Genomic DNA, 22,315 nt, shown 5'->3' on the forward strand with positions numbered 1-22,315 from the left:
CGCTTATCACATCTGATTTACAGTTCCAAAAACATAAGTTTACTGTTATAATTCAAAAAAATCTTTTTTAAACACTCTTTTAATTTCAAACTTTTTCCGTTCCAGCCTTTCTGGCAGCTCATTTATCCAAACTAACGGATCTTTAGGATTTACAAGCCTTTTTATATTATCCCGCTTTTTCTCTTCATCAAACCAGATAAGTTTCGTAATCGCCCCAGCCCCAATTCCAATAATTGTCTTATTTTCCTCAATCATTTCAATATTGTAAATCGATTCACATCCATTTAATGAATATCCAAGATTTTCTCCCCATTGAAAGCTGTTTTTCTGGCGATACATATAATATGGAAAAAGCCCTTTATTTTTAGTAACATTTCCAATTTTTTCATAAATTTTCCCATAATCCAGCACATCTTTATGAGCATAATTCTCCTTATTAAGACGGCTTGCATTTTTTATTGCCAAATTATGAATTGTCAGATTTTCCATGTCATACTTTGAAATTTCATCCATCGTATACAGAATATCTTCTGTATTTTCACGTGGCAGTCCCAAAATCAAATCCATATTTATTTCCAATCCAAGATTTTTAGCAATTTTGTAAACGTTGTCAAACTGTTCCCTGTTATGGTAGCGATTTACGAGTTTTAGTGTCTTTTCATTAAAAGACTGGGGATTTATGCTGATTTTATTTACTCCATAACTTTTAATAACTGATAATTTTCCCTCATCCATCGTGTCAATTCTTCCAGCTTCAAATGTAAATTCCTTTAAATAATCTAAATTGTAATTTTCCTTTACTGTTTTTAGTAATTTATCAATTTCTTCTGCCGTTAAAATCGAAGGCGTTCCTCCGCCAATGTAAATTGTGTTAATTTTTAAATCCAGTTCCTGTGTTAATTGCCCAATTTCACGGATTTCATGATAAATTGACCCTATATATTCATCATATCTTTCGGAATATTTTCCACGTAGCAGGTAGGCTGGAAATGAGCAGTATGAACATTTTGTAGGACAAAAGGCAATTCCAATATAAATTCCTATTGTTTCCTTATCTAAATATGGTGCTTGACGTTTCACAATGTCTAGCAGAAGTTTCCGCTTTTCATCGCTTACAAAATATATTTTTCCCAATATTTCATCAATTTCTTCATAAGACAATCCCATTTTTAAAAACCGTCCCACAATCTTTGTAGGACGTACACCTATTAAAATTCCCCATTTATATTTATTTTTTTTATCAAACAATTCCATTAATGAGGCCTTTGCCATAACTTCCGCCTGATCAAAATATTCATCATTTATCTTCTTATGTGAAAAGGTCACTTTTTTTAAGATTTTTCCACTATTTTTGTCAATCAATGCTGTATTTACAGTAATTAATTCAGTATTTTTATTTTCATTATTTTCTAGTTTTCCACAATCTTCTGAAAAGTTTTCCACATTTTTACCCTTTTCAAAATTTACATTAATTTCCACATTATTTTCACTGTTTTCAGAAATAACACCATAATTTTCAGGCAGAAGTACACGCACAAATTCCTCAAGTTTATTCTGATTAATCTCAATATTTGCTCTTATCATCTATTTTATAACTCCTACAAAATAAAGTGCCAGCACAATTATTCCAAGAATGATCCGATAATATCCAAATACCTTGAAATCATGCTTTTTAATGTAGCTCATAAAGACTTTAATAACGGCATAGGCAAATATAAATGAAAGCACAAAACCTAATGCAATTAAAAACCATTCATATCCGCTTAATGCTGTTCCCAGCTTCACCAGCTTCAAAAGTGTCGCTCCAAGCATTGTCGGAATTGCAAGGAAAAATGAAAATTCTGTCGCTAAAATCCTATTTAATCCAAGCAAAACTCCTCCAATAATAGTGGCAGCGGATCTTGAAGTACCTGGAATCATCGCAAGGCATTGAAATAGCCCCACTCCAATTGCAGTTTTTATAGGCATTTGAGTAATTGAAGTAATTTTACCTTCCTTTTTTTCGCCAGATTCCAGCCAAATAAGTATAACTCCGTAAATAATCAGCGTTATTGCCACAACTACTGAATTAAACAGCACTTTATCAATAACATCATCGAACAAAAGTCCTAAAACAACTGCTGGAAGCACTGCAATCACTATTTTTATCCACATTTGAACAATATCCATCCGCTGACTTTGACTAAGTCCTTTTGCAAACGGAAAAATTCTTTTCCAGTAATACACAACTACCGACAAAATTGCCCCTAGCTGTATAATTATCTTAAACGCATTTGCAAATTCCTCATTTTTCGATAATTGCAAAAATTGATCCACAATGATCATATGTCCTGTGCTGCTGACAGGTATAAACTCTGTAAGCCCTTCCACAAGACTTAAAATAAATACTTTAATAATGTCTATGAACATAATAATTTCCTTTCCTCTTTATTTATACTAAATCCCATTTGAATTTGAAAAAGTTTTATCTATTTCTGGCAAGAATTAAGACTCCTTGGTGAACAGAATTTATGACAAATCTCTTATTCTAATGGAAATAGTATTATATTTCAAAAAATTTCTCAATTACTGTTTTTAATCCATGTTCCATATTTGAAGTTGAAATAAATTTAGAAATACTTTTAATTTCAGGAATAGCATTTTCCACAGCCACAGGCATTCCCACAAGTTTCAATAATGGCTTATCATTTGCACTATCTCCAACCGCTATCATTTCCTCAGGCTTTATATTTTCGATTTCTCCCAATTTTTTCAATGTCTTCCCTTTATCCACATTTTTATTGGCAATTTCTAAAAATATTGGCTTTGAAATGGCAATAAAGTAGTCATTTCCATGAACTTTATTCATATGCTCTTCGGCTATTAATACTTCTTCAGGCGTTCCAATAATCATGCATTTTGTAGTTTTATCAATTCCTTTTTTTTCTAATTCTTCAAGCGAATCAAATTTTTGGAATTTCATTTTACATTGATCTGCTTCGTACATTACTCCTTCTGTTGCCTCTGTCCCATAAATCGTATCTCCAACATACAAAATCATCGGAACATTTATTTCCTTTGAAACCTTATAAACATTTTCAATATCCTTTTTTTCCAGCCCTTCGTGAAAAATCACTTCATTTGTCTTCATATCAATTAATTCGCCACCGTTAAATGCCAGCACGTAACCTTCATACTCATCCATCTGAAGTTCCTTCGCATACTCAAGCATCGCATAACTAGGTCTACCGCTTGCAAGCACAAATTTAACACCCTTTTCCCTTTGAACTTTCACAATCGCCTCAACATTCTCCCTTGTTATCCCATGTTCTTCATCCAGCAACGTTCCATCCATATCAGTTGCAATTAATTTATAATCCATAAAATCCTCCCACTTTCTTTATTTATAATTACTTTATTAATTTTTTCAAATCATATTTATCATAAATATTATACAGGAAATATAGAAAAAAGTCCAACTTAATAACCCTTTATTAATATCCATATTTTTAAAATTATTTTCTAAGCAAAAAAAAAAAAAATAAGGCTTCTGATATATAATATAAGCAAAACAATTTAAAAAATTAAAGGAGAAAGCCATGAAAAAATTATTCTTAGTATCAATGCTATGCTTAACATTCACAATTCCAGCCAAAGCAGATTTCTGGAAAAAATTAAAGAACGCTGTAATTGGAACAGATACTGCATCTTCATCAAATAGTTCTGGAAAAACTGGAGGAACTAGGGGATATTTAGTAAAAGATGATTGGGAAAATAAAATTGTAAATCCTTTTGATAAAAATGATTATAAAAATGAAGATGATATATATGGTGCAGAAAGAAATTCTATATACACTTATAGAAATTTACAAGGAATATCAGAAAAAGTAAATTATGTAGAATGTAGAATAAAACCAGGAGGATTCTTATATGAAATTGGACGTGAAACTTTTTATGGATATGTTAAATTTCCAGTATATTGGACTCAGGGTTCTAATGTTTTAGGATGCTTTGAAAGAGATAAATCAGGAAAGGAAAAAGAAATTCAAAGAGACATTTATTTTGATCATAATTTAGCAATGTATATTTGGGATAATCAATTAACAGTACAAACACTAGCTATGAAAAATGGAAAAGTTGCTAAAACTCAATCTCCTTTCTATGATTCTAAATATCCTTATTTCGATTCACAAAATCCTGGAACTGAAATTTTTATTAATGGGCAAAAAGTTAATATTAAATAGGTATTTAAATCTTTTGTTATTTTAAAGTGATGGAAACTGGGAGAAATCTCAGTTTTCTTGCTTAAAATTATTTTATCAAGAAAGATAAAAAAAGTCATATGTTATAAAAAAATTTATTTTTATAAATTATAAAATTGCTTTGTAATATTTAAATATTATAATTTTTGAGAAAGGTAGGAAATTATGAATAAACAAATAGTCAGAATTATTCAGTTTACGATAAATTCAGTCTTAATTTTTGTAACAGTAACTAGCGGAATTCTAGGATTTCTTCTTTTAATTCCTCTTGCATTAACAGCTCTTGTAAGTTTTTTTATTCATAACTGGAGCTTCTTTTGGAATTTTCTGGTTATAGTAGCCATTTTGCTGGGAGCTGCATTTTCCATAGATACGTTAAGTTTTAAACTGCCAGAAATGTTTGGAAAATTTTTTGATGAAGAGAAAGAAGATAAAAAAATATATCAGGAGTATGAAAATTGGTTTAATGAATGGTGTCAAAAAGAATATGAAAAATTTGAACGTGCAAGACAAGAACAGCAAAATCAAGGATATGGAGCTTATCATTCTACAGAAGATATAATTGAAAAATTTGAAGAAAATCTAAAAATACTTGGACTGGAAGCAAATTCACAACTTTCTCTTCAAAACATTAAAAAAGCACATAGAACAAAGGCAAAAGAACTTCACCCAGACAAAAATCCTGGAAAAGATACAACTGCCGATATGCAAAAAGTTAATGCGGCTAAAGAATATTTAGATGCTAATTTAGAATATTATTTATCTAAAAAATTTCAAAATTAAAAATAAAAATCTTAAAAGTTGAAATTTTTTATAAAATACATGATAATATAAAAAAAATATATTACTAGGAGGAAATATTATGAAATGTTTTTATCATCATGACAGAGATGCCCATGCTGTATGTAAAAACTGCAGCAAGGCAATTTGTAGTGACTGTACAGTAAATATAGGTGGAGAAATGTATTGCCCTGACTGTTTTAGCGGTTTAATTGATTATCAGGAAAAATATTTATCAAAATTAAGAATGATATACATTGTAAGTGGAATCATAGCAGCTGTGATATTTTTTATGAATGTAGGAAAAAATCTTGAAGGAGCTTTACTTCTGGCTATATGGATTGGAAGTGCTCCAATAGGCTTGTTTGCTGCAAAAAATGCACGAAATCCATATATCCCAGTCACTTTTGAAGGATTTGGAAGATTATTATTAATAAAATTAGGAGTAGCTCTTATATTTGGACCAATTTATGCAATAATTTCGATTTTTAATTATTTAAGTACATCAAAAACAGTTCAAGAAAATAAAGCTTTGCTTGAAAAAATAACATGTCGTTAAATAGCAAATAATCAAAAAAATTTAAAATTTATAAAATATTTTATATTATTGTGTATTTTATAAAAATTTTAACTTTTGATATTCTATTAAAAAAAAATTATTAAACTAACAATGAAGGAGATTGATATGAAATCTAAAGAATATAATTACATAAAACTCTGCTATTTGGTAAAATATGTCTTTATTGCAATTTTTATCATAAGAGCATTATTTTTTATTATTTTTTTAGGAAAAGAAACAAATGATGTAATAGTTGGTCTTATAATCTGGTCTGCCATTATTCTTTATCTTTTTAAAGGTTTTGATTTAGAAGGCTCATTGATAAAAAGAGAGCTGAAACGAAGAATGGATAAATTGCCAATACCAAAAGAAAATAATTTTAGCTGGTCAGAAAAAGGAGAAGTGGGAATATTTTTTACTGATCCTGAAAAAGGAACATTTTGGTTTTGCAGCAACCAGACAAATTATGATTTATATGTTTATCCGATAGCAGAATTTAGACTATATGAAAATAATACTACAATTTTTTTTGAAAAAGCAGCAGGAGATTGTGATTTAAAAAAATTTAAGATTTTAAAGCCAAAACAAGAAATTTAAAATTCACAAATTTTTTCAAGGGAGGAAAATATGTTAATAGGAGAAGAAAAATATATATCTAGAGCAATAAAATTATTTAATAGCTCTTCAACTGCAATAAAATTAACAGTACTAGGGATTATCGCCTTATATATACTTATTGTGTTTCTTGTTATAAAGAGATCTAAACCTATTGAAGGTGTTACAAAAGGAAAAGTATGGATTGTTAATATCGTAGGATATGGACTTATAGGGCTTTTTTGGGGATTTCTATTTGCTCTCTTTTCAGTTGTGCTTATAGAAGCTGTTGATATTTTTCGTAAAAGTTTTGGATTTAGTACATCTTCTGAAACTTTTCGATATTTAGTAGGATTTATTATAACAATGATTATCCATCTTACATTTTTTATTGTAGCAAATAACAGCTTTTTAAAATCGCCTAAAAATATAGGCTTGGAAGAATCTATGACGCCTAAAAAATATGTAATGCTAATTTTAAAATTAATATGGTATGGATTTCTTATGACATACGGTCTTGGCTTCTTGTTTTTTTATATTCTTTATAAACTTTTATTCGGTGTAAGTAAAGTTGCTGATACAGTACAAAATACAAGGGATTACTTTTATAAGGAACAGGATGATATTACTCTTAACCAATATGAAACAGGAGATTATGAAACAAAAGAAAAATTAAGAGAAGAAGCGGAGAATATATCACAAAGACGGAAAAATCGACAAAAAAATGGAAAATTTTGGTAAAAAATTTAGATAAAAAAATTTAATAAACAAAAAAGGAAGTGAAAATAATGAAAAAATTATTATTAGTCGGATTATTATTAGGAAGTTTTGCATTCGGACAAACAATTGTAACAAAAAAAGGAAGCTATTGCACAGGAATTACATCTATTGGTGGAGACCACGGTTCTGGAGCGGGAGAATTTTTTAGATTTTATAAAGTTTGTAATATTAACGGAAAAGAATACAATGATGTAGCTCTTGGATACACTTGGGGAAGAAGTGATAATGTAGCGCCATATAAATTTTTCAATAAAAAGTTAAAAGCTAATCATAAAACATACTTTAATGCAGGTACAAAATTAAATTTTGAAAAAAACTATACTGTAGAAATGCGTGGAACAGGTTACTCAAAATCATCTGAGCTTGGCTTTGAAAATGTCGGATTTTTTGAGAAAACTGTAAAAAACTATTTTGGTTTTGAAGCGGCAGACTACAAAAAATTGCCATTTACTGATGAAATTAAATAATTTTGATAGAATTTTGAAAAGAAAATTTGGGATTGTCAAATAAAAATTATAAATATGAGCAGTCCACAAACTGCTAAAGAAAGGAAATATTTAAATATGAAAAAACTATCAATAGTAATTCTTATTTTGGCATTTATAGCATCTTGTTCAAACCAAAATAAGGATAATAATGCAAAAGATACTAGATATCAATCAGCTACTTATACAAAGCCGCAAAATCCACAAGGAGCTACGGTTGCATTAAATTCAACTGATTTTAGGGTTGACAACGATTTTATCTATTATAAAGGAGCAATTTTTACAGGAAAAATTACATTTGATCTTCCACAAAAAAGCGGATATTTCTTTGTAAGTAATGGAAAATTGCAAGGGGAAACTGAAATAAATTATAAATTGACTGGAACGAAGAAAGTGCAAGTTTATGAGGAAGGAAAACTTATGCAGCTTACTCAAACTGAAAATAATGTAACAACTGTCGTAGATTATTCTGATGATCCTGCTTCTATCGATAACCGAAAAATTGTAAAGGTTGCTACAAAATATGATAAAGACTCGTATTCAATGGATTTTGTAACTTTGGATGGAGAAATTAAAAAAGATGGAAAAACTTTGAAGGATTTGGAAGTAAAAGAAGAAGATTATCAAAAATATGTAAGCGGAGTAGTTGGAGAAAATGGCGGAGTTTATAAAATTTACTATAGCTTTGACAACTCAACTGGAGAAGTTTCTGAAACACGATATAAACTTGATTCTAAAAAACAAAAAAGCGAAATATTGTCTGGAGTTAGAAAATTAAGTGAAATTAATATGGTGCTTGAAAATGGAATGACTTTATTTAGAAGAATAATGTCAGCTACTGGAGAAAGTGCCACTCCTGCTGCTACAACTCCAGTTCCAGGACAATCAGGACAGCCTGCCGCTCCTGCTCCAAATGCAACAAATTCAGCAAATACAACTAATCCAGCCAATCCACCAGCACAGTCTGGTCAGGATGAGGATTTGGCGACATTGGACAGAGTTTATGATGAAGTTATGCATAAAAATAATGAAAATATTTTAAAAACTTTTTCAAAACAAAAATTGGGATACATAAGAAATACATTATTTGCTAAAAAAGGATACATATTTACAAAAAATCTTGAATATGCTAACTATTTTTCTAAAAAAAGCTGGTATCAAGGAAGATACAACACAGATAACCTTTTAAACAAAGAAGAACAAAAATTTGTTGAGATAATACGAAAATATGAAAAATAATTTATTTTAAAATTATTTTGTTTATGTTAAAAATAGGAGGAAAAATGGATAATAATAATACAGAAAATAAAACAAATAATCAAAATTCAAATGCAAATAATAATTCTGGAAATATTTCACAATCAGGATTCTTAGATAATATTCTACAAAAAGATAATGAAAATAATAAACTTTTTTTGAAAATATTATTCTGGCTGACTGCAGCCGCTTCAGTTATACTTCTTTATACTGGAATAAAAGGTTTAAGTTTGTACCTTAGTGCAAAAAAAGCTGCTTCAGAAGCTAGTTCAGGATCTTTAGATAATTTGTTTAGTAGTGGTGCAAATTTACTGGGAAAAGGGATGGATTTCTTTTCAACAGCTAAAACAATGCAAGGGATTTTAAATTTAATAGTAATTGCTGTAATTGTGGCTGCTGCTTTGATTTATCTAAAGGCAAAAAAAGAAAATAAAATAGAAAAATTAAAAAATCTAAATTGTTATTTTATTGGTGGATTTATAATATTTGGACTTTTAGAAATGTATGCAGTGCATGGACTTATAAAAGCATTAACTTCTTTATCAGGTATGTTTGGAGCAGCTACAGGCTCAGCACCAAATTTTGGTTTAATAAAATTTTCTTTAGCATTGACTTTCATAACTTCATTAGGTTCGGTAATAACTAATTATTTTGTTATTTTTAGAGGAAAAAATATAGAAATTGAAGATATAAAATCAGAATGGAATAACGGAGCTAAAAAAATAAATGCAATAGATCCTGAAAAAAAGAAAAAATATACAGCTATTGGAATAGCTATAGTTGGAATTATTGCATTATACTACATTTGCGCAAATTTCATATTTTTGCAAAATTTTGACTTTAATAAATATTATACAGTTAGAATCGATGGAGCTTCTGGAAGCGGGAAAATAACAAATTATCAAAATCCTGAATTTCCGCTAGAAACTGCAAATAGCAATACAGAAAAACCTAAAAAAGAGGAAGAGTTTGCAAAAGAAGGGGGAATTACATTTAATTTTTCCAAAACTGAAGGAATACAAAATGGAGATACGATTGATGTTGAAGTTTCTTATAATAAAGATGTAGCAAAAAAATTAAAGATTCGTCCTCAAAACAGTAAATTTAAAATAAAAGTCAATGGACTTCTTGAATATGCTAAAAATGCTAATCAAGTAAAAGATTTGAAAAATTATATTACAAAACTTGCACAAAGAAAAATTGAATTGCAAAAAGATGAGAATTCTTCCGATAATCCTAATTTAGCAGGAATTTATTACAAACAGGATGAAAATGGAAATTTATCAGTTAAATATTTCATTCAAAACACATTTGCTGGATTTCTTGGCAATACTGAATCTTTTGAACCAGTTGAAATTGGGAACATAGTTTTAGATAAAAATAACAATATTACTTCTTATGAAGAAATAAAGTCTAACTCTTTTTCTTCAGAAAAATATAATAACGCTGGAGAAGTTCAAGCTGCGATGAGTTCACAAGGATATACTTTATTGAATTAGTACAGAAAAACATCCTGTTAGGAGTCTTGACTCCTTGCAATGAAATTAGTAATTATTTCGCTACTTAAATAGAAATAGTGTTAAACTGGGATTTCTCCCAGTTTTTTATTTTTCAAAATTCATACTTTCCAAAAAAATTCTTCAAAATAAAAACCATCTCAAAAAGCCCGTAAACTTTTCAAGACAGTTCTTAAAAACAAATATTCTTTTTTATCCTCCCAAATAGGCCTTCTTAATTTCAGGATTTGTAAGCAGTTCCTTCCCTGTTCCTTCCAAAATGATTTTCCCAGTTTCCAGAACATATCCTCTATCTGCGATTGAAAGCGCCATATTGGCATTTTGTTCTACCAACAATACAGTTACATTTTCCTCCTTGTTGATTTTTTCAATGATGTTGAAGATTTCCTGCACTAATAGTGGCGCTAGCCCCATTGACGGCTCATCCAGTAATAATAATGAAGGATTTGACATCAAAGCTCTTGCCATTGCCAGCATTTGCTGTTCTCCTCCACTCATTGTTCCTGCCAATTGCTTTTTACGTTCAGCAAGTCTTGGGAATAGCGAGAACATGTGTTCCATGTCTTTTTTTATTTGTTCCACATCATTTCTTGTGTATGCTCCCATTTCCAAGTTTTCCAGCACAGTCAGCTCTGTAAAGATTCTACGGCCTTCTGGAACATGTGCCATTCCACGGCTGACAAGCTTATAGGCATCAGCATTGGTTATATTTTCTCCGCTCAAGGAAATTTCTCCTGATTTTATTGGTACAAGCCCTGAAATAGCGTGAAGTGTGGATGTTTTTCCAGCTCCATTTGCACCAATTAGGGAAACGATTTCACCTTTTTTTATTTGAAATGAAATGTTTTTTATAGCATGAATTCCGCCATAGTAGACATTTAAGTCATTTACATTTAAAATATTCACATTTCCTCCTTTTTGCTAATTTTATTAATTTTGCAGCTCAAATTCATTTTATTCTCCTAAATAAGCTGTGATAACTTCCTTATTATTCTGAATTTCATCCGGAAGCCCTGAAGCAATGATTCTTCCAAAGTTTAGCACATATAATCTTTCACAAATTCCCATTACCAGATCCATATCATGTTCAATTAACAAAATTGCAATTTTAAACTTATTTCTTATAAAGCTAATTGTATTCATTAATTCCTTCGTTTCATTCGGATTCATTCCAGCCGCCGGCTCATCTAGCAGCAGCAATTTAGGATTTGTAGCCAAAGCTCTTGCTATTTCCAGTTTTCTTTGCTGTCCATAAGACAAGTTTCCAGCAGTAATATTCGCCATTTCAGCCATGTCAAAAATATCCAGCAAATCAAGCGCCTTATCTGTCACTTCCTTTTCTTCCTTCCAAAATCTAGGAAGTCTAAAAATCGCTTCAAAAGTATTATAATTCATACTATTGTTAAATGCCAGCTTTACATTGTCTAATACGCTTAGTTCCTTAAACAGCCTAATATTTTGAAATGTTCTGGCAACTCCTAAAGCAACTATTTGTGGAGTAGTTTTCTTATTTATACTAATCTGATTTATAGAAATATCCCCGTCTGTAGGTTTATAAACACCTGTAAGCAAGTTAAATATTGTTGTTTTTCCAGCTCCATTCGGTCCAATCAGCCCAACTAGCTCGCCTTCTTTTATTTCAACATTTACATCATCAACTGCTCTTAGCCCTCCAAAAGATATTCCCAAATCTGTCGTTTTTAATAATGACATATTTATATCTCCTATTTTACTTCTTTTTTTTATTTTATTAAAAATACTTAATTTTAATTTTCATCACTTTCATTTTTGCTATTTTTATGATCTCTAATCCGCTTAATTCTTCTTTTTGTTCCTGCAAATGTAAATTCTTTTGTTCCAAAAATTCCCTTTGGACGGAAAATCATCAATGAAATCAATATAATTGCATAAACTAAGTATCTAAATTGTGAAACATCTCTTAATTTTTCATTTAATAATGTCAAAATTACCGCAGCAACAATCGCTCCCGTAATACTTCCAAGTCCTCCAAGCACAACCATAACAAGAATTTCTATAGAGAATAAAAATCCAAATTTATCAGGTGTCAAAATTCCCACATTATGTGCAAACAGTGACCCTCCAACTCCAGCAAAAAATGCTGAAAATGCAAATCCATAAAGTTTTACACGATTTAATCCAATTCCAATATTTTCAGCCGCAATTTCATCTTCCCTAATTGACAGAATTTCTTTCCCCTTTCGAGAAGTCATAGCCATCGCAATTATAACAATTGAAATAACTACAATGAAATATGTATTTGAAAAACTCAAAAGTGGTGGAATATTGTTAAGTCCAGTCGCTCCACCTAAAAAGTCCAAATTTTGAATAATATATTTTACAATTTCTCCAAATGCAAGCGTGATAATTGCAAGATAATCTCCCCTTAGTCTAAGTGTACTTCCACCAACTAAAAATCCAAATACAGCTGCAACTAATCCACCAAACAGTGATACTAAAATTAATTGTAAAAATGGCGGTAAATTATAGCTTGCCAATATTTTAGAAATAAATGCCGCTGAATATCCACCTATTGCGATAAATCCAGCTTGTCCCAAGTTAAGCTGTCCCATAAGTCCGACTGTTATGTTTAAACTTACTGAAAATAACACGTAAATTAGGATATTTATATAAATTCCCTTTGTATAGCTGAAAGGGTCATTTGGATTAAAAGTAAAACTTAGAACAAAATAAAATACAACTATCAAAAGAAATGTAGCAACATAATTTTTCACGTTTAACTTGTTAAAATAATTCAAGTCTTTCCATTTGTAATTTTTTGCTTCTTTACTTTTTTTAGGCTGTTCATCTTGTTTTTTTTCTAAACTAGCTATATTTTTTATTTTTTCTTCTTTATTATTTTTTTCCATTTTCCATTTTCCTCCCTTCCAATTATACTTTTTCCTTCATATTTTTTCCAAACAATCCATTTGGTCTAAAAATCAATATTAATATAAGCACCCCAAATACAATCGGATTTGCCCAAGTTGTAAGCGATGATCCTTTTACATATGCTTCAAGCAGTCCTAAAACATATCCTCCAACCATAGCTCCAGGAATACTTCCAATTCCTCCAAATACAGCCGCAATAAATGCCTTCAGTCCTGGCAGCATTCCCATATATGGCTCAATTTGCGGATAAACAATCGCATATAATGCTCCACCCAATGCACCAAGTCCAGAACCAATAGCAAATGTTATGGCAATAGTTCTATTTACATTAATCCCCATAAGCTGTGCCGCTCCTGTATCTTGTGAAACCGCTCTTGTAGCTTTTCCCAATTTTGTCTTTTTAATAAATAAATTTAAAGCTACCATGCATATTATTGTGATTACAATTACAAATATTGTAAGCGTACTAATTTCCAAAAATCCTAGCTTCATTTTATTATCATTTGATAAAAATGCCGGTATATATTTTGGATCAATAACTCTCGGATTTGCTCCAAATATTATAAGTGCCAGACTTTCCAGCAAGAAACTCATTCCAATCGCTGTAATCAACGCTGAAATCTTAGGCGCATTCCTAATCGGACGATATGCAAAAAAGTCGATTACAACTCCTAAGATCGCACAAAAAATGATTGACAAAAAAATAGCCAGTATTAATGGCATCCCATTTGACACAGCGATAAGCGTAACATAAGCTCCTACCATAAGTATATCACCGTGTGCAAAATTTATAAGTTTAACGATTCCGTAAACCATTGTATATCCCAAAGCAATCAGGGCATAAATACTTCCAGTTTGCAGTCCGTTAATAGTTTGTTCAATAAAACTCTTTAACATATTTAAAACTCCTATACTTTCCACTTATACAGTTTATTTTTATTTTATATTTTAATACTTAGGCAACCTAAAAACTATATTCAATTTTACTCAAATTTCCATATAATCTTAAAGCTGCTTACGTATATTCATTTTATTAAATTCTAAATTATTAAATAAAAAATCTTGATAAAAAAAGTTCTCGATTGCTAGAAGAAAGAAAAAATCCCCAACAACCGAACTTTATAATAATTATTACTTTCCATATTTAGATGTATTCGACAATCTGAATTTTTTTATTTCAACAAGGGGTTTTTAACCCCTTGCTTCAAAATATCTGTTTTGTTAAATTTTAAATTTCTCTAATTTATGAATAATTCTATTATTTTAGAATTTTTCTTTTAATGTAAGTTTTCCATCTTTTACTTCAATAAATGTAACTTTCTTTTCAGGGTTTCTTTCTGAATCATATTTTAATGAACCTGTAACAAGATTTGTTCCAGTAAAGTTCTTAATTGCATCTTTAATTTCATCTTTTGAAGAAAGATCTTTTACATTTTTCAATGCAGTTTCTAAAATTGTTCCAGTATCGTATCCTAAAGCCGCAAAAATAATTGGATCAGCTTTATATTCCTTTTTATATTCAGCAATGAATTTTTGAACATGTTGGTCAGGATCATCTGGTGCAAATTGACTTGCAAAAATTGCTCCATTAGCAACTTTTCCAAAGTTAGTTTGGATTCCATCCCATCCATCTCCACCCATAAATTGAGCGTTTATTCCAAGTTCTTTTGATTGTGTCAAAATTAATCCAATTGTATTATAATAATCAGGTACAAAAATTACTTCAGGATTATATCCTTTTACTTTTGTAAGCAATGCTCTAAAGTCTTTGTCATCAGCAGTATATTGTTCTTCTTTAACTTGGATTCCTTCTTTTTTAGCTTGTTCCTTAAATGCATTTGCAAGTCCAACAGAATAATCACTACCTGTATTAGTCAATACTGTAATATTTTTATAACCTTTTGCTTTTGCATATTTTGCAACGATAACACCTTGATAAGGATCTGTAAATGTTGTTCTAAATATAAAATCTTTATCTTTTGTAATATCAAATGCAGTTCCAGTTGCTGTAATCATAGGAATTTTTGCTTGTTGTGCAAGCGGTGCAATTGCAAGAGATGGTCCAGATGTAACTTCTCCCATAAAAATATCAATTTTATCTTGTGAAACCATTTTTTTAAATGCATTGATTGCTTCCTGTGCATCTCCCTTACTATCTGCCACAACAAGTTCGATTTTTTTACCGTTAATTCCACCAGCGGCATTTATTTCCTTTACTCTTAACTTAAATCCATTAATTGTACTTGTTCCATATTGCGCTACATTTCCAGTCAAAGCTCCAATAACACCAACTTTTATAACATTTTTATCTTTTGCAGTTTTAGCTCCGCAGCTAAGTACAAACAATGCCAATAATGAAATTAAACATAATATCTTTTTCATAATTGTTCTCCTTTATAAAATTTATTTTTATATTTAAAAATAATTTACTTAAAATTTTTGTTTCCAGTTTCTTATTTCCTTAAATTCTTTTACTTTTAGAATTTTTCCTTTAATGTAAGTTTTCCACCTTTTACTTGGATAAATGTAACCGCCTTTTCAGGATTTCTATCAGCGTCAAATTTTAATTTACCAGTTACCAGGTCAATACCGCTTACATTATTCATAGCTTCCCTTATAGATGTTCCTGATAAATCCTTTGTAGATTTTAAAGCAGTTTCTACAATTTCTACAGTATCATAACCAAGTGCCGCAAACATTATTGGCTCTTTGTTATATTTAGCCTTGTAAGCCTTCATAAATTTCTGAACATTTTCAGCCTTGTCATCTGGTGCAAATTGACTTGCAAAAATTGCTCCTTCTGCAACCTTTCCAAAGTTAGTCTGGATTCCATCCCATCCATCTCCACCAAGATACTGTGCATTAATTCCCAAATCTTTAGCTTGTGAGATAATAAGCCCAATTGTATTGTAATAATCAGGTATAAAAATAGCTTGTGGATTTTGTCCTTTTACTTTTGTCAAAATTGCTTTAAAGTCTTTATCATCATTTGTATATTTTTCTTCAGTAATAGTTATTCCATCTTTTGCAGCTTGTGCCTTAAATGCATTTGCAATTCCTACAGAATAGTCATTTGAAGAGTTTGTCAATATTGCAATTGATTTTATACCTTTAGATTTTGCATATTTCGCAGTGGCAGTCCCTTGATAAGGATCTGTAAATGTTGTTCTAAATACAAAATCTTTTCCCTTTGTAACATCAAGGCTTGTAGCTGTTGCTGAAATTAAAGGTACTTTTGCCTGTTGCGCAAGTCCTGAAATAGCTTGTGAAGTAGCCGATACAACTTCTCCAATCACAACATTAACTTTATCTTGTGAAACCATCTTTTTAAAGGCATTTACTGCTTCCTGAACATCTCCCTTACTATCTGCAGTTATAAGTTCAATTTTTTTACCATTGATTCCACCTGCATTATTAATAGCATCAACCTTCAGTTCCACACCTTCTTTTACCGCTACTCCATATTGTGCATAATTCCCAGTAAGCGGTGCAATAACTCCAATTTTTATGACATTGCCATCATTAGCCTTTTTACCGCATCCAACAATAAACACCGTGGCTAATAGCATCATTAAAAATACTTTTTTCATATTGTCATCTTCCTTTCTATTTTAATGCTAAACTCCATCTAAATATATTTTATTTGTTTTCTAGAAAAAATTTTAATTCTTTAAAAGAAATTTATAACAAACCCGCTATCCAAATGGAAAATAGCAAAAATTATTTATACACTTATTCATGTTTATTATTATATCACAAAAAAATAAAGAATTGAAATTATTTTTAAAAATTTATACAAAAAAAGCTACTACATTTCGTAGTAGCAAAAAATTATTTTTTATTATTATTAAAATACTAAGCTCTTATTAATTTCCTAAGTTGAAATTATAACCTACACCAAGAGATACTCTTCTGTAATTAGCATCATATTTAGAATTAACTCTTACAGGTCCTTCGTATTTGTATTCACCTTGGTTTTCTTTATACATAAGTTCTACGTTTACGTTGTTGAAGTTGATTCCTCCACCTACTCCGTAGTATAATCCATTTTTAGCTTTGAATTTTCCTAAAACACCATAGTCATGGTTTCCACTGTTGAATGAATATCCTAAATCACCTTTAACATAAGGTTTTACAACTGTTTGTGTGTCAAAAGTATATTTAGCTGTTGCATACACTGGAACAGAGTTATAGTTTTTTTCATTTTGTCCTTTTACTTTATCTTTTAAGTCTTTGTGGAATTGGAAAGCTGTACCTCCTCCAACTTCTAATCCAGGAACTACTTCGTTTCTGTATTCAACTCCAATTTCTCCTGAACTGTTTTTAGTTTTTTGAGTTCTCCAATCTTTTTCATAATGGTATTTTCCACCAAAATCTATTCCACCTTTAACTTCTACTTTTCCTGCATCTGCAAATGAAGCTGCTCCTAAAACTAGAAATAAACCAATTAATGTTTTTTTCATAATTAATCACCTTTCTTTTCTAAAAAATTTTTTCCTAAAAATCTCCTCTAAATTGCTCCTACTTATAAAAAATAGGAATTTCCTGTGAATGTAAATTATTTTATACATTTCAGCAGATCTCACAGATAATTATTAACCTGTGATAACATTATACTATATTTTTATCATTTCATCAATCTTTTTTTATTTTACTTTCTATTTATAAAAGACAAAAAACTTTTTAAGTTTATGACGAAACTTTTTTAAAACTACAGTATGCATCATTTTATAAATCTTCTAACCTTAAATGATAACTTATTATACATTACAGTTCTTATAAACAAGTTTATATATATTTATTTTTATCTTTGAAAAATAAAAAAACAACCTAACTTTTAAATAGTAAAAGAAAGATTGCTTTTTAATTATTTGTTTTGATTTCTAAGTTCTTCAGGCTTTTGTGATACTCCTGTTGAAGGTCCTGTTTCTGGTAATTCTACTGCTGTTTCATTTTCAGTTTTTCCAAGATTTCCCAGATTTAATAATGTTGTGTTAAGTTTACCAAGCAATACATCAATATTTTCAGCTGTAACAACTACTTTTTCCCCTTGCGGAGTCTTCTTAACTACAAATTTAGTTGTATTTTTTGTTTTTGGCTTATCTTTTGCTTCAAGTTCCTGTTTAAATCTTTCTTCAACTGAAAGCGGTTTAGAATCTTTGTTTGTAAAAACTTCTTGTGACATTTTTTGAAAAACTTGTAAAAATACCTTTTGTACATCTAAATTTGTTACTTCTACAGTTACGATAGTAGTATCATTATCCTGTTTTTCTGTTCCGATTATTTTATATTCAAGATTTTTCAATAATGTTTTAAAAAGCAATTCTTGGGTCTTATTAGTATAAGTTATTTCCAAATTTCCTTCAAAACCATCATCAATAGCATATTTGGCCGCCTCTTTTGGCTTACCAGCCTTTATGTTATTAATAAATTTTGAAACTGTGTCATTAGGCCCTGATCCGCAACTAACTAAACATAAAAGCATAAGCATCCCTAACAGTAATTTTTTCATCTATAACTCCCTTCTCTCTCTATTTATAATATTACTTTGTTCTTTATTATTTATTCTACATCATTTGAATTAATAAGTCAAGGGAGTTTTGAAATTTTAGTGAATAGTGACAGAAATTCATTATTATTTTTTATTTTTCCTGATTTTCCAATTTTTTTTCTAATTTTTTAACTCTTTTTACAAGTTCAGGCACTTTTCCCATCGACATTTTCACTCTCAAATCATCCATGTGGTCTCTCAAAGGAAATCCTGACATTTGTTTTCCATCAGGAACATCATTTGTAACACCTGATTTTGCAGCAATTACTACATTATTTCCAATTTTCAAGTGTCCAGCCACTCCAACTTGTCCTGCAAGAGTCGTATTATCTCCAACTTCCACACTTCCAGAAATTCCCACTTGTGCAATAATAAAGCAATTAGAACCTATCACATCATTATGAGCGATATGAACCAAATTATCAATTTTCGTACCTTTTTTTATAATTGTATCTCCAATCGCTCCTCTATCAACACAAGTATTCGCTCCAATTTCCACTTCATCTTCCAAGATAACATGTCCAATTTGCTCGATTTTCACATTATCGCCTTTCACTTTTATGTATCCAAATCCATCAGACCCAATAACTGCACCTGGCTGAAAAATACATTTTTTCCCAATCTTAGAAAATTCTCTAATTGTAACATTCGAATAAATAATTGTCCCATCTCCAATTTCTGTACCTTCAAAAATCGAAACATTTGGATAAATTACAACATTTTTCCCAATTTTTACATTATGTCCAATGTATGTATTAATTTTTGAGACACTCGCTGTTTCATCAATTATTGCTGAATCTTCTATCGGTTTTTCAAAAGGTTTTACTTTCGGTTTAAAAAAGTTAAGCAAAATTGGCATCAACTCTCTCGGATTTTTTTCAACTACAATATACGTTCTATCTTTCGGTAAATTTTCCAACGGTGGAACAATTATTGCACCGGCAGTACACTTATCAATACTTTTCAACATTTTTTCATCCGCTGCAAAAGTCAACTCATCTTCTGTCGCATAAAAAAATGGAGCTAATCTTTTAAAAATCAAATTTTCATTTCCAACTATTTTTCCACTAATTAATTCCGCAACTTCTTTTATATTATACATTTTGAATACCTCCTATATAGCCATTTACAAAAATTTATAAAATTTTTATAAAATTATAGGGATGAAATCAATCATCCCACATAATTATTTTTAAATTTTTTTCTCACACAAGGGTAAGACTCCTTGCTTCAGGATATTTTATTTATTAAACCCGAAGTTTGCATAGTTATCGAACAGGTCTATTTTTACTTGTCTGAAAAAATTAGAATGATTGCCCGAAACTAAAGTAGAATTTACCCTTATCTTTTTTCTCACCTTTTTTCTCAGGATCCATAGGCCAACCATAATCAAATCTTAACGGTCCAATTGGCGTATTCAATCTTACCCCAACTCCATAACCTTTTTTAAGATCTTTAAAGTCATGTGCCGCCTTTCTGTTTGGCTTATAGATTTTTTTACCAGTAATCGGATCTCTTGACTCATTCTGCCAAGCGTTACCAATATCAAAGAATGCCACTAACTGTAATGTATCATTAATTTTAGTTCTATTTTCAATAGTTGCATGGAATTTGTCATATCCATCAAATGCTCCATAATCATATCCACGAACTGATTCTGCTCCACCAATACTAAATCTTAAAGCTTCTGGAGTTCCACTTCCTGTTGATCCCCAAGCTACTCTATATGCCATTACGTTTTTATCACCAAAGAATGTTTTATGGTAAGCTCTTAAATCTGCTTCAAACTGGTCATAACTTCTAGGATCTCTTAGAAGTTCTCCTCTTTCGTAAGAAAGTGTAGTATAGATTCCTTTTGTAGGACTATATTGATTATTTCTTGTATCATAAATTAATGATGGTCCTATTGCAAATAAGTTATACTTATCATTTACTTTTTTATTTGAGAACAATTCTTCATAATGGTCATATCTTGCTGCCATTCTTACATAAAGGTCACTGTTAAGCCCTTTACCAATTGTCCAACGAGTTCCAATCTTCTTAACTTTTTCCACTTCATCTGGATCAGCATTATCATCAACTGACACATTCCAGTAGGCTGTTCCTCCCAATTGAACACGTTCAGTTCCTCTTAACCAAGGATCAAACCAGCTAATATCAAATGTTTTATCTCCTTTATTTGATGCTGATAAAGTAATTGCGGCATCTTGTCCTCTTCCCAAGAAGTTTGAATCTGATAATTTAAGTTCTCCTACTAAACCAACTGAAGTTCCGTAAGAAATACTTCCATTGATTGTTGTAGTTGGACGTTCTTCCACAAGCAATTTTACAACTCTTGCATTTGGATCATCTTCTTTTCCTTCAAGAACTGGCTCTATTGAAGTGAACATTCCTGTTCTATAAAGTTCTTCCACTGTTTCCTTTATATTTTTAGTTTGGAAAATTTGTCCAGGTTTTATTTTTTGAACTCTTTCAAATATATAAGGTTTTGTTCTTAAAACAGACCGTCTTTCAGATTGTCTTTCATTGTCTTTTCTAGTAGAAGCTTTTTCAAATTCTACAGAATCTACAACTCCTTCCGATAATCCTATTTTTATATTCCCTTCATTTGAAACATTTATTGATTCAATCCTTGCGACAGTATATCCATTTTTGTTATATAATTTTAATATTCCATTTTCATCAGGATTTAACAAGTTACCGTTTAAGATTTCGCCTCTTTTTATACCTAAGGCTTTTTCCAGCTCTGCATCCTTGTAAAGTGTATTTCCTTCAAAAGTTATGTTTTGAACAACTGGATTTTCCTTTACTTCATAAACTATTGAAATAGTATTATCAGCTTTTCTGTCAGTTTTTGGTTCAACTGATGAGAAATACCCGGTGTCAAATATTTTTTGCCCTCCATCAACTGCCTTTTGCGGTATGAAAATATCTCCCGGCTTAATTGGCAAACTCTTTAAATATTTTTCCTTATCTTTACTACGAGCTTGCAACCCTTCAATATCAACACTTGATATAGTAAAGTCTGTTTCCTTTTTCATTTCTTCCTGTATTTGTTTTCTTTGCATAAGCGCTGCGGCATTTTCAACTTCTGAAACTTCAACCGTAATATTTACAGTATTTCCTCGAATTTTCGGATAAACATTCGCATCTGCCACATATCCTGTTCTCTTTAATTCAAGATAAATATCACTAAGATCTTTATTTGTATATTTATCTCCTGATTTTACAGTTATTTTTGATAACAGGTAGTCTGGAGATAATTCCTTTAAGTTTGAAAATTCAATTGAACCAACTTTTAAATCATCTCTTGTTTCTCTATCAGCTTCAAATACATTATTTGTTTTACCTTTTCCTTTTGCTGCTTGACGTGCTGCATTTTTTCTGTTTCTTTTAACTCTTTTGCTTCCAGGTTCATTACCTATTTCCACTTCTTCAGCAGAATATCTGCTCTTAATATCTGAAAGCCCTTCGTCGTCCAGTTCCTGCTTAGTAGATATTCTACCTGCATTATCCGCCAGCATCATTCCAGCTACTGTGCTTTTTTCTTCAGCTTGCGATAAGTTATTTACAGACACAAACAACGTTACCACAATAATCAAAGCATAAATTTTATTTTTTACCTTTCGTTTTGACATTTT

The 22,315-nt window shown here is 30.4% G+C and carries 21 protein-coding genes; 8 read left to right on the forward strand and 13 right to left on the reverse strand.

Annotation, left to right across the window (positions count from 1 at the left end; genetic code table 11):
* Nucleotides 1-45: 45 nt before the first annotated feature.
* From FVE74_RS09665 to FVE74_RS09675, 3 genes are all read right to left on the reverse strand, one after another.
* Nucleotides 46-1,584 carry a coproporphyrinogen III oxidase gene (locus FVE74_RS09665; protein ID WP_147004327.1) on the reverse strand — a complete coding sequence of 513 codons (1,539 nt, stop codon included), beginning with the start codon at nt 1,582-1,584 and terminating at the stop codon, nt 46-48.
* A complete protein-coding gene (locus FVE74_RS09670; protein ID WP_018499309.1) occupies nt 1,585-2,409 on the reverse strand; it encodes an undecaprenyl-diphosphate phosphatase in 825 nt (274 codons plus the stop codon).
* A 133-nt stretch (nt 2,410-2,542) separates the two neighbouring features.
* Entirely contained in the window at nt 2,543-3,361 is an 819-nt protein-coding gene (locus tag FVE74_RS09675) for a Cof-type HAD-IIB family hydrolase (protein ID WP_147004328.1), read from the reverse strand.
* Between the two features lie 217 nt (nt 3,362-3,578).
* Here FVE74_RS09675 and FVE74_RS09680 point away from each other — a divergent pair, with 217 nt between their 5' ends.
* The 8 genes from FVE74_RS09680 (at nt 3,579) to FVE74_RS09715 (ending at nt 10,195) form a co-directional block, all read left to right on the forward strand.
* Complete coding sequence (locus FVE74_RS09680) at nt 3,579-4,223, forward strand: hypothetical protein (RefSeq protein WP_147004329.1); 645 nt, start codon at nt 3,579-3,581, stop codon at nt 4,221-4,223.
* Nucleotides 4,224-4,406: 183 nt separating this feature from the next.
* Entirely contained in the window at nt 4,407-5,024 is a 618-nt protein-coding gene (locus tag FVE74_RS09685; protein WP_147004330.1) for a J domain-containing protein, read from the forward strand.
* Between the two features lie 79 nt (nt 5,025-5,103).
* On the forward strand, nt 5,104-5,580 hold the full coding sequence (locus FVE74_RS09690; RefSeq protein WP_147004331.1) for a B-box zinc finger protein: 477 nt from the start codon (nt 5,104-5,106) through the stop codon (nt 5,578-5,580).
* 126 nt (nt 5,581-5,706) lie between these two features.
* On the forward strand, nt 5,707-6,177 hold the full coding sequence (locus tag FVE74_RS09695; RefSeq protein ID WP_147004332.1) for a hypothetical protein: 471 nt from the start codon (nt 5,707-5,709) through the stop codon (nt 6,175-6,177).
* Nucleotides 6,178-6,207: 30 nt separating this feature from the next.
* Nucleotides 6,208-6,915: a hypothetical protein gene (locus tag FVE74_RS09700; RefSeq protein WP_147004333.1), complete on the forward strand. Its 708-nt coding sequence runs from the start codon at nt 6,208-6,210 to the stop codon at nt 6,913-6,915.
* A gap of 47 nt (nt 6,916-6,962) precedes the next feature.
* Nucleotides 6,963-7,421, forward strand: a complete 459-nt coding sequence (locus FVE74_RS09705) for a hypothetical protein (protein ID WP_068155913.1) — start codon at nt 6,963-6,965, stop codon at nt 7,419-7,421.
* Nucleotides 7,422-7,517: 96 nt separating this feature from the next.
* A complete protein-coding gene (locus tag FVE74_RS09710) occupies nt 7,518-8,678 on the forward strand; it encodes a YARHG domain-containing protein (RefSeq protein ID WP_172617469.1) in 1,161 nt (386 codons plus the stop codon).
* 44 nt (nt 8,679-8,722) lie between these two features.
* Complete coding sequence (locus FVE74_RS09715) at nt 8,723-10,195, forward strand: hypothetical protein (RefSeq protein WP_147004335.1); 1,473 nt, start codon at nt 8,723-8,725, stop codon at nt 10,193-10,195.
* 210 nt (nt 10,196-10,405) lie between these two features.
* On the opposite strand, the gene FVE74_RS09720 is transcribed toward FVE74_RS09715, so the two are convergent.
* The 10 genes from FVE74_RS09720 to FVE74_RS09765 all read right to left on the reverse strand — a co-directional run bounded on the left by FVE74_RS09720 (nt 10,406) and on the right by FVE74_RS09765 (nt 22,312).
* The gene (locus FVE74_RS09720; protein WP_332094864.1) at nt 10,406-11,113 is read right to left on the reverse strand and encodes an ABC transporter ATP-binding protein; all 708 of its coding nucleotides are present in this window, start codon (nt 11,111-11,113) and stop codon (nt 10,406-10,408) included.
* 54 nt (nt 11,114-11,167) lie between these two features.
* Complete coding sequence (locus tag FVE74_RS09725; protein ID WP_147004337.1) at nt 11,168-11,926, reverse strand: ABC transporter ATP-binding protein; 759 nt, start codon at nt 11,924-11,926, stop codon at nt 11,168-11,170.
* A 53-nt stretch (nt 11,927-11,979) separates the two neighbouring features.
* Nucleotides 11,980-13,101, reverse strand: coding sequence for a branched-chain amino acid ABC transporter permease (locus FVE74_RS09730; RefSeq protein ID WP_147004338.1), 1,122 nt, complete (start codon nt 13,099-13,101; stop codon nt 11,980-11,982).
* A 22-nt stretch (nt 13,102-13,123) separates the two neighbouring features.
* Nucleotides 13,124-14,020, reverse strand: coding sequence for a branched-chain amino acid ABC transporter permease (locus FVE74_RS09735; RefSeq protein WP_147004339.1), 897 nt, complete (start codon nt 14,018-14,020; stop codon nt 13,124-13,126).
* 366 nt (nt 14,021-14,386) lie between these two features.
* Nucleotides 14,387-15,505: an ABC transporter substrate-binding protein gene (locus tag FVE74_RS09740; protein WP_147004340.1), complete on the reverse strand. Its 1,119-nt coding sequence runs from the start codon at nt 15,503-15,505 to the stop codon at nt 14,387-14,389.
* A 95-nt stretch (nt 15,506-15,600) separates the two neighbouring features.
* The gene (locus FVE74_RS09745; RefSeq protein WP_147004341.1) at nt 15,601-16,713 is read right to left on the reverse strand and encodes an ABC transporter substrate-binding protein; all 1,113 of its coding nucleotides are present in this window, start codon (nt 16,711-16,713) and stop codon (nt 15,601-15,603) included.
* Nucleotides 16,714-16,989: 276 nt separating this feature from the next.
* A complete protein-coding gene (locus FVE74_RS09750) occupies nt 16,990-17,586 on the reverse strand; it encodes an outer membrane beta-barrel protein (protein ID WP_147004342.1) in 597 nt (198 codons plus the stop codon).
* A 404-nt stretch (nt 17,587-17,990) separates the two neighbouring features.
* A complete protein-coding gene (locus FVE74_RS09755; protein WP_147004343.1) occupies nt 17,991-18,635 on the reverse strand; it encodes a DUF4878 domain-containing protein in 645 nt (214 codons plus the stop codon).
* A gap of 130 nt (nt 18,636-18,765) precedes the next feature.
* Nucleotides 18,766-19,776, reverse strand: a complete 1,011-nt coding sequence (gene lpxD, locus FVE74_RS09760) for a UDP-3-O-(3-hydroxymyristoyl)glucosamine N-acyltransferase (RefSeq protein ID WP_147004344.1) — start codon at nt 19,774-19,776, stop codon at nt 18,766-18,768.
* Between the two features lie 202 nt (nt 19,777-19,978).
* Nucleotides 19,979-22,312, reverse strand: a complete 2,334-nt coding sequence (locus FVE74_RS09765) for a BamA/OMP85 family outer membrane protein (RefSeq protein ID WP_147004345.1) — start codon at nt 22,310-22,312, stop codon at nt 19,979-19,981.
* Nucleotides 22,313-22,315 lie beyond the last annotated feature (3 nt).

Source organism: Leptotrichia wadei, assembly GCF_007990445.1.
GTDB lineage: Bacteria > Fusobacteriota > Fusobacteriia > Fusobacteriales > Leptotrichiaceae > Leptotrichia > Leptotrichia wadei_A.

Coding starts and splice junctions, on each gene's coding strand:
- FVE74_RS09735 (WP_147004339.1), bottom strand. CDS start 14,020: ATGTTAAAGAGTTTTATTGAACAAACTATTAACGGACTGCAAACTGGA.
- FVE74_RS09740 (WP_147004340.1), bottom strand. CDS start 15,505: ATGAAAAAGATATTATGTTTAATTTCATTATTGGCATTGTTTGTACTT.
- FVE74_RS09675 (WP_147004328.1), bottom strand. CDS start 3,361: ATGGATTATAAATTAATTGCAACTGATATGGATGGAACGTTGCTGGAT.
- FVE74_RS09750 (WP_147004342.1), bottom strand. CDS start 17,586: ATGAAAAAAACATTAATTGGTTTATTTCTAGTTTTAGGAGCAGCTTCA.
- lpxD (WP_147004344.1), bottom strand. CDS start 19,776: ATGTATAATATAAAAGAAGTTGCGGAATTAATTAGTGGAAAAATAGTT.
- FVE74_RS09715 (WP_147004335.1), top strand. CDS start 8,723: ATGGATAATAATAATACAGAAAATAAAACAAATAATCAAAATTCAAAT.
- FVE74_RS09695 (WP_147004332.1), top strand. CDS start 5,707: ATGAAATCTAAAGAATATAATTACATAAAACTCTGCTATTTGGTAAAA.
- FVE74_RS09755 (WP_147004343.1), bottom strand. CDS start 18,635: ATGAAAAAATTACTGTTAGGGATGCTTATGCTTTTATGTTTAGTTAGT.
- FVE74_RS09765 (WP_147004345.1), bottom strand. CDS start 22,312: ATGTCAAAACGAAAGGTAAAAAATAAAATTTATGCTTTGATTATTGTG.
- FVE74_RS09725 (WP_147004337.1), bottom strand. CDS start 11,926: ATGTCATTATTAAAAACGACAGATTTGGGAATATCTTTTGGAGGGCTA.
- FVE74_RS09665 (WP_147004327.1), bottom strand. CDS start 1,584: ATGATAAGAGCAAATATTGAGATTAATCAGAATAAACTTGAGGAATTT.
- FVE74_RS09685 (WP_147004330.1), top strand. CDS start 4,407: ATGAATAAACAAATAGTCAGAATTATTCAGTTTACGATAAATTCAGTC.
- FVE74_RS09700 (WP_147004333.1), top strand. CDS start 6,208: ATGTTAATAGGAGAAGAAAAATATATATCTAGAGCAATAAAATTATTT.
- FVE74_RS09705 (WP_068155913.1), top strand. CDS start 6,963: ATGAAAAAATTATTATTAGTCGGATTATTATTAGGAAGTTTTGCATTC.
- FVE74_RS09690 (WP_147004331.1), top strand. CDS start 5,104: ATGAAATGTTTTTATCATCATGACAGAGATGCCCATGCTGTATGTAAA.
- FVE74_RS09670 (WP_018499309.1), bottom strand. CDS start 2,409: ATGTTCATAGACATTATTAAAGTATTTATTTTAAGTCTTGTGGAAGGG.
- FVE74_RS09680 (WP_147004329.1), top strand. CDS start 3,579: ATGAAAAAATTATTCTTAGTATCAATGCTATGCTTAACATTCACAATT.
- FVE74_RS09730 (WP_147004338.1), bottom strand. CDS start 13,101: ATGGAAAAAAATAATAAAGAAGAAAAAATAAAAAATATAGCTAGTTTA.
- FVE74_RS09745 (WP_147004341.1), bottom strand. CDS start 16,713: ATGAAAAAAGTATTTTTAATGATGCTATTAGCCACGGTGTTTATTGTT.
- FVE74_RS09710 (WP_172617469.1), top strand. CDS start 7,518: ATGAAAAAACTATCAATAGTAATTCTTATTTTGGCATTTATAGCATCT.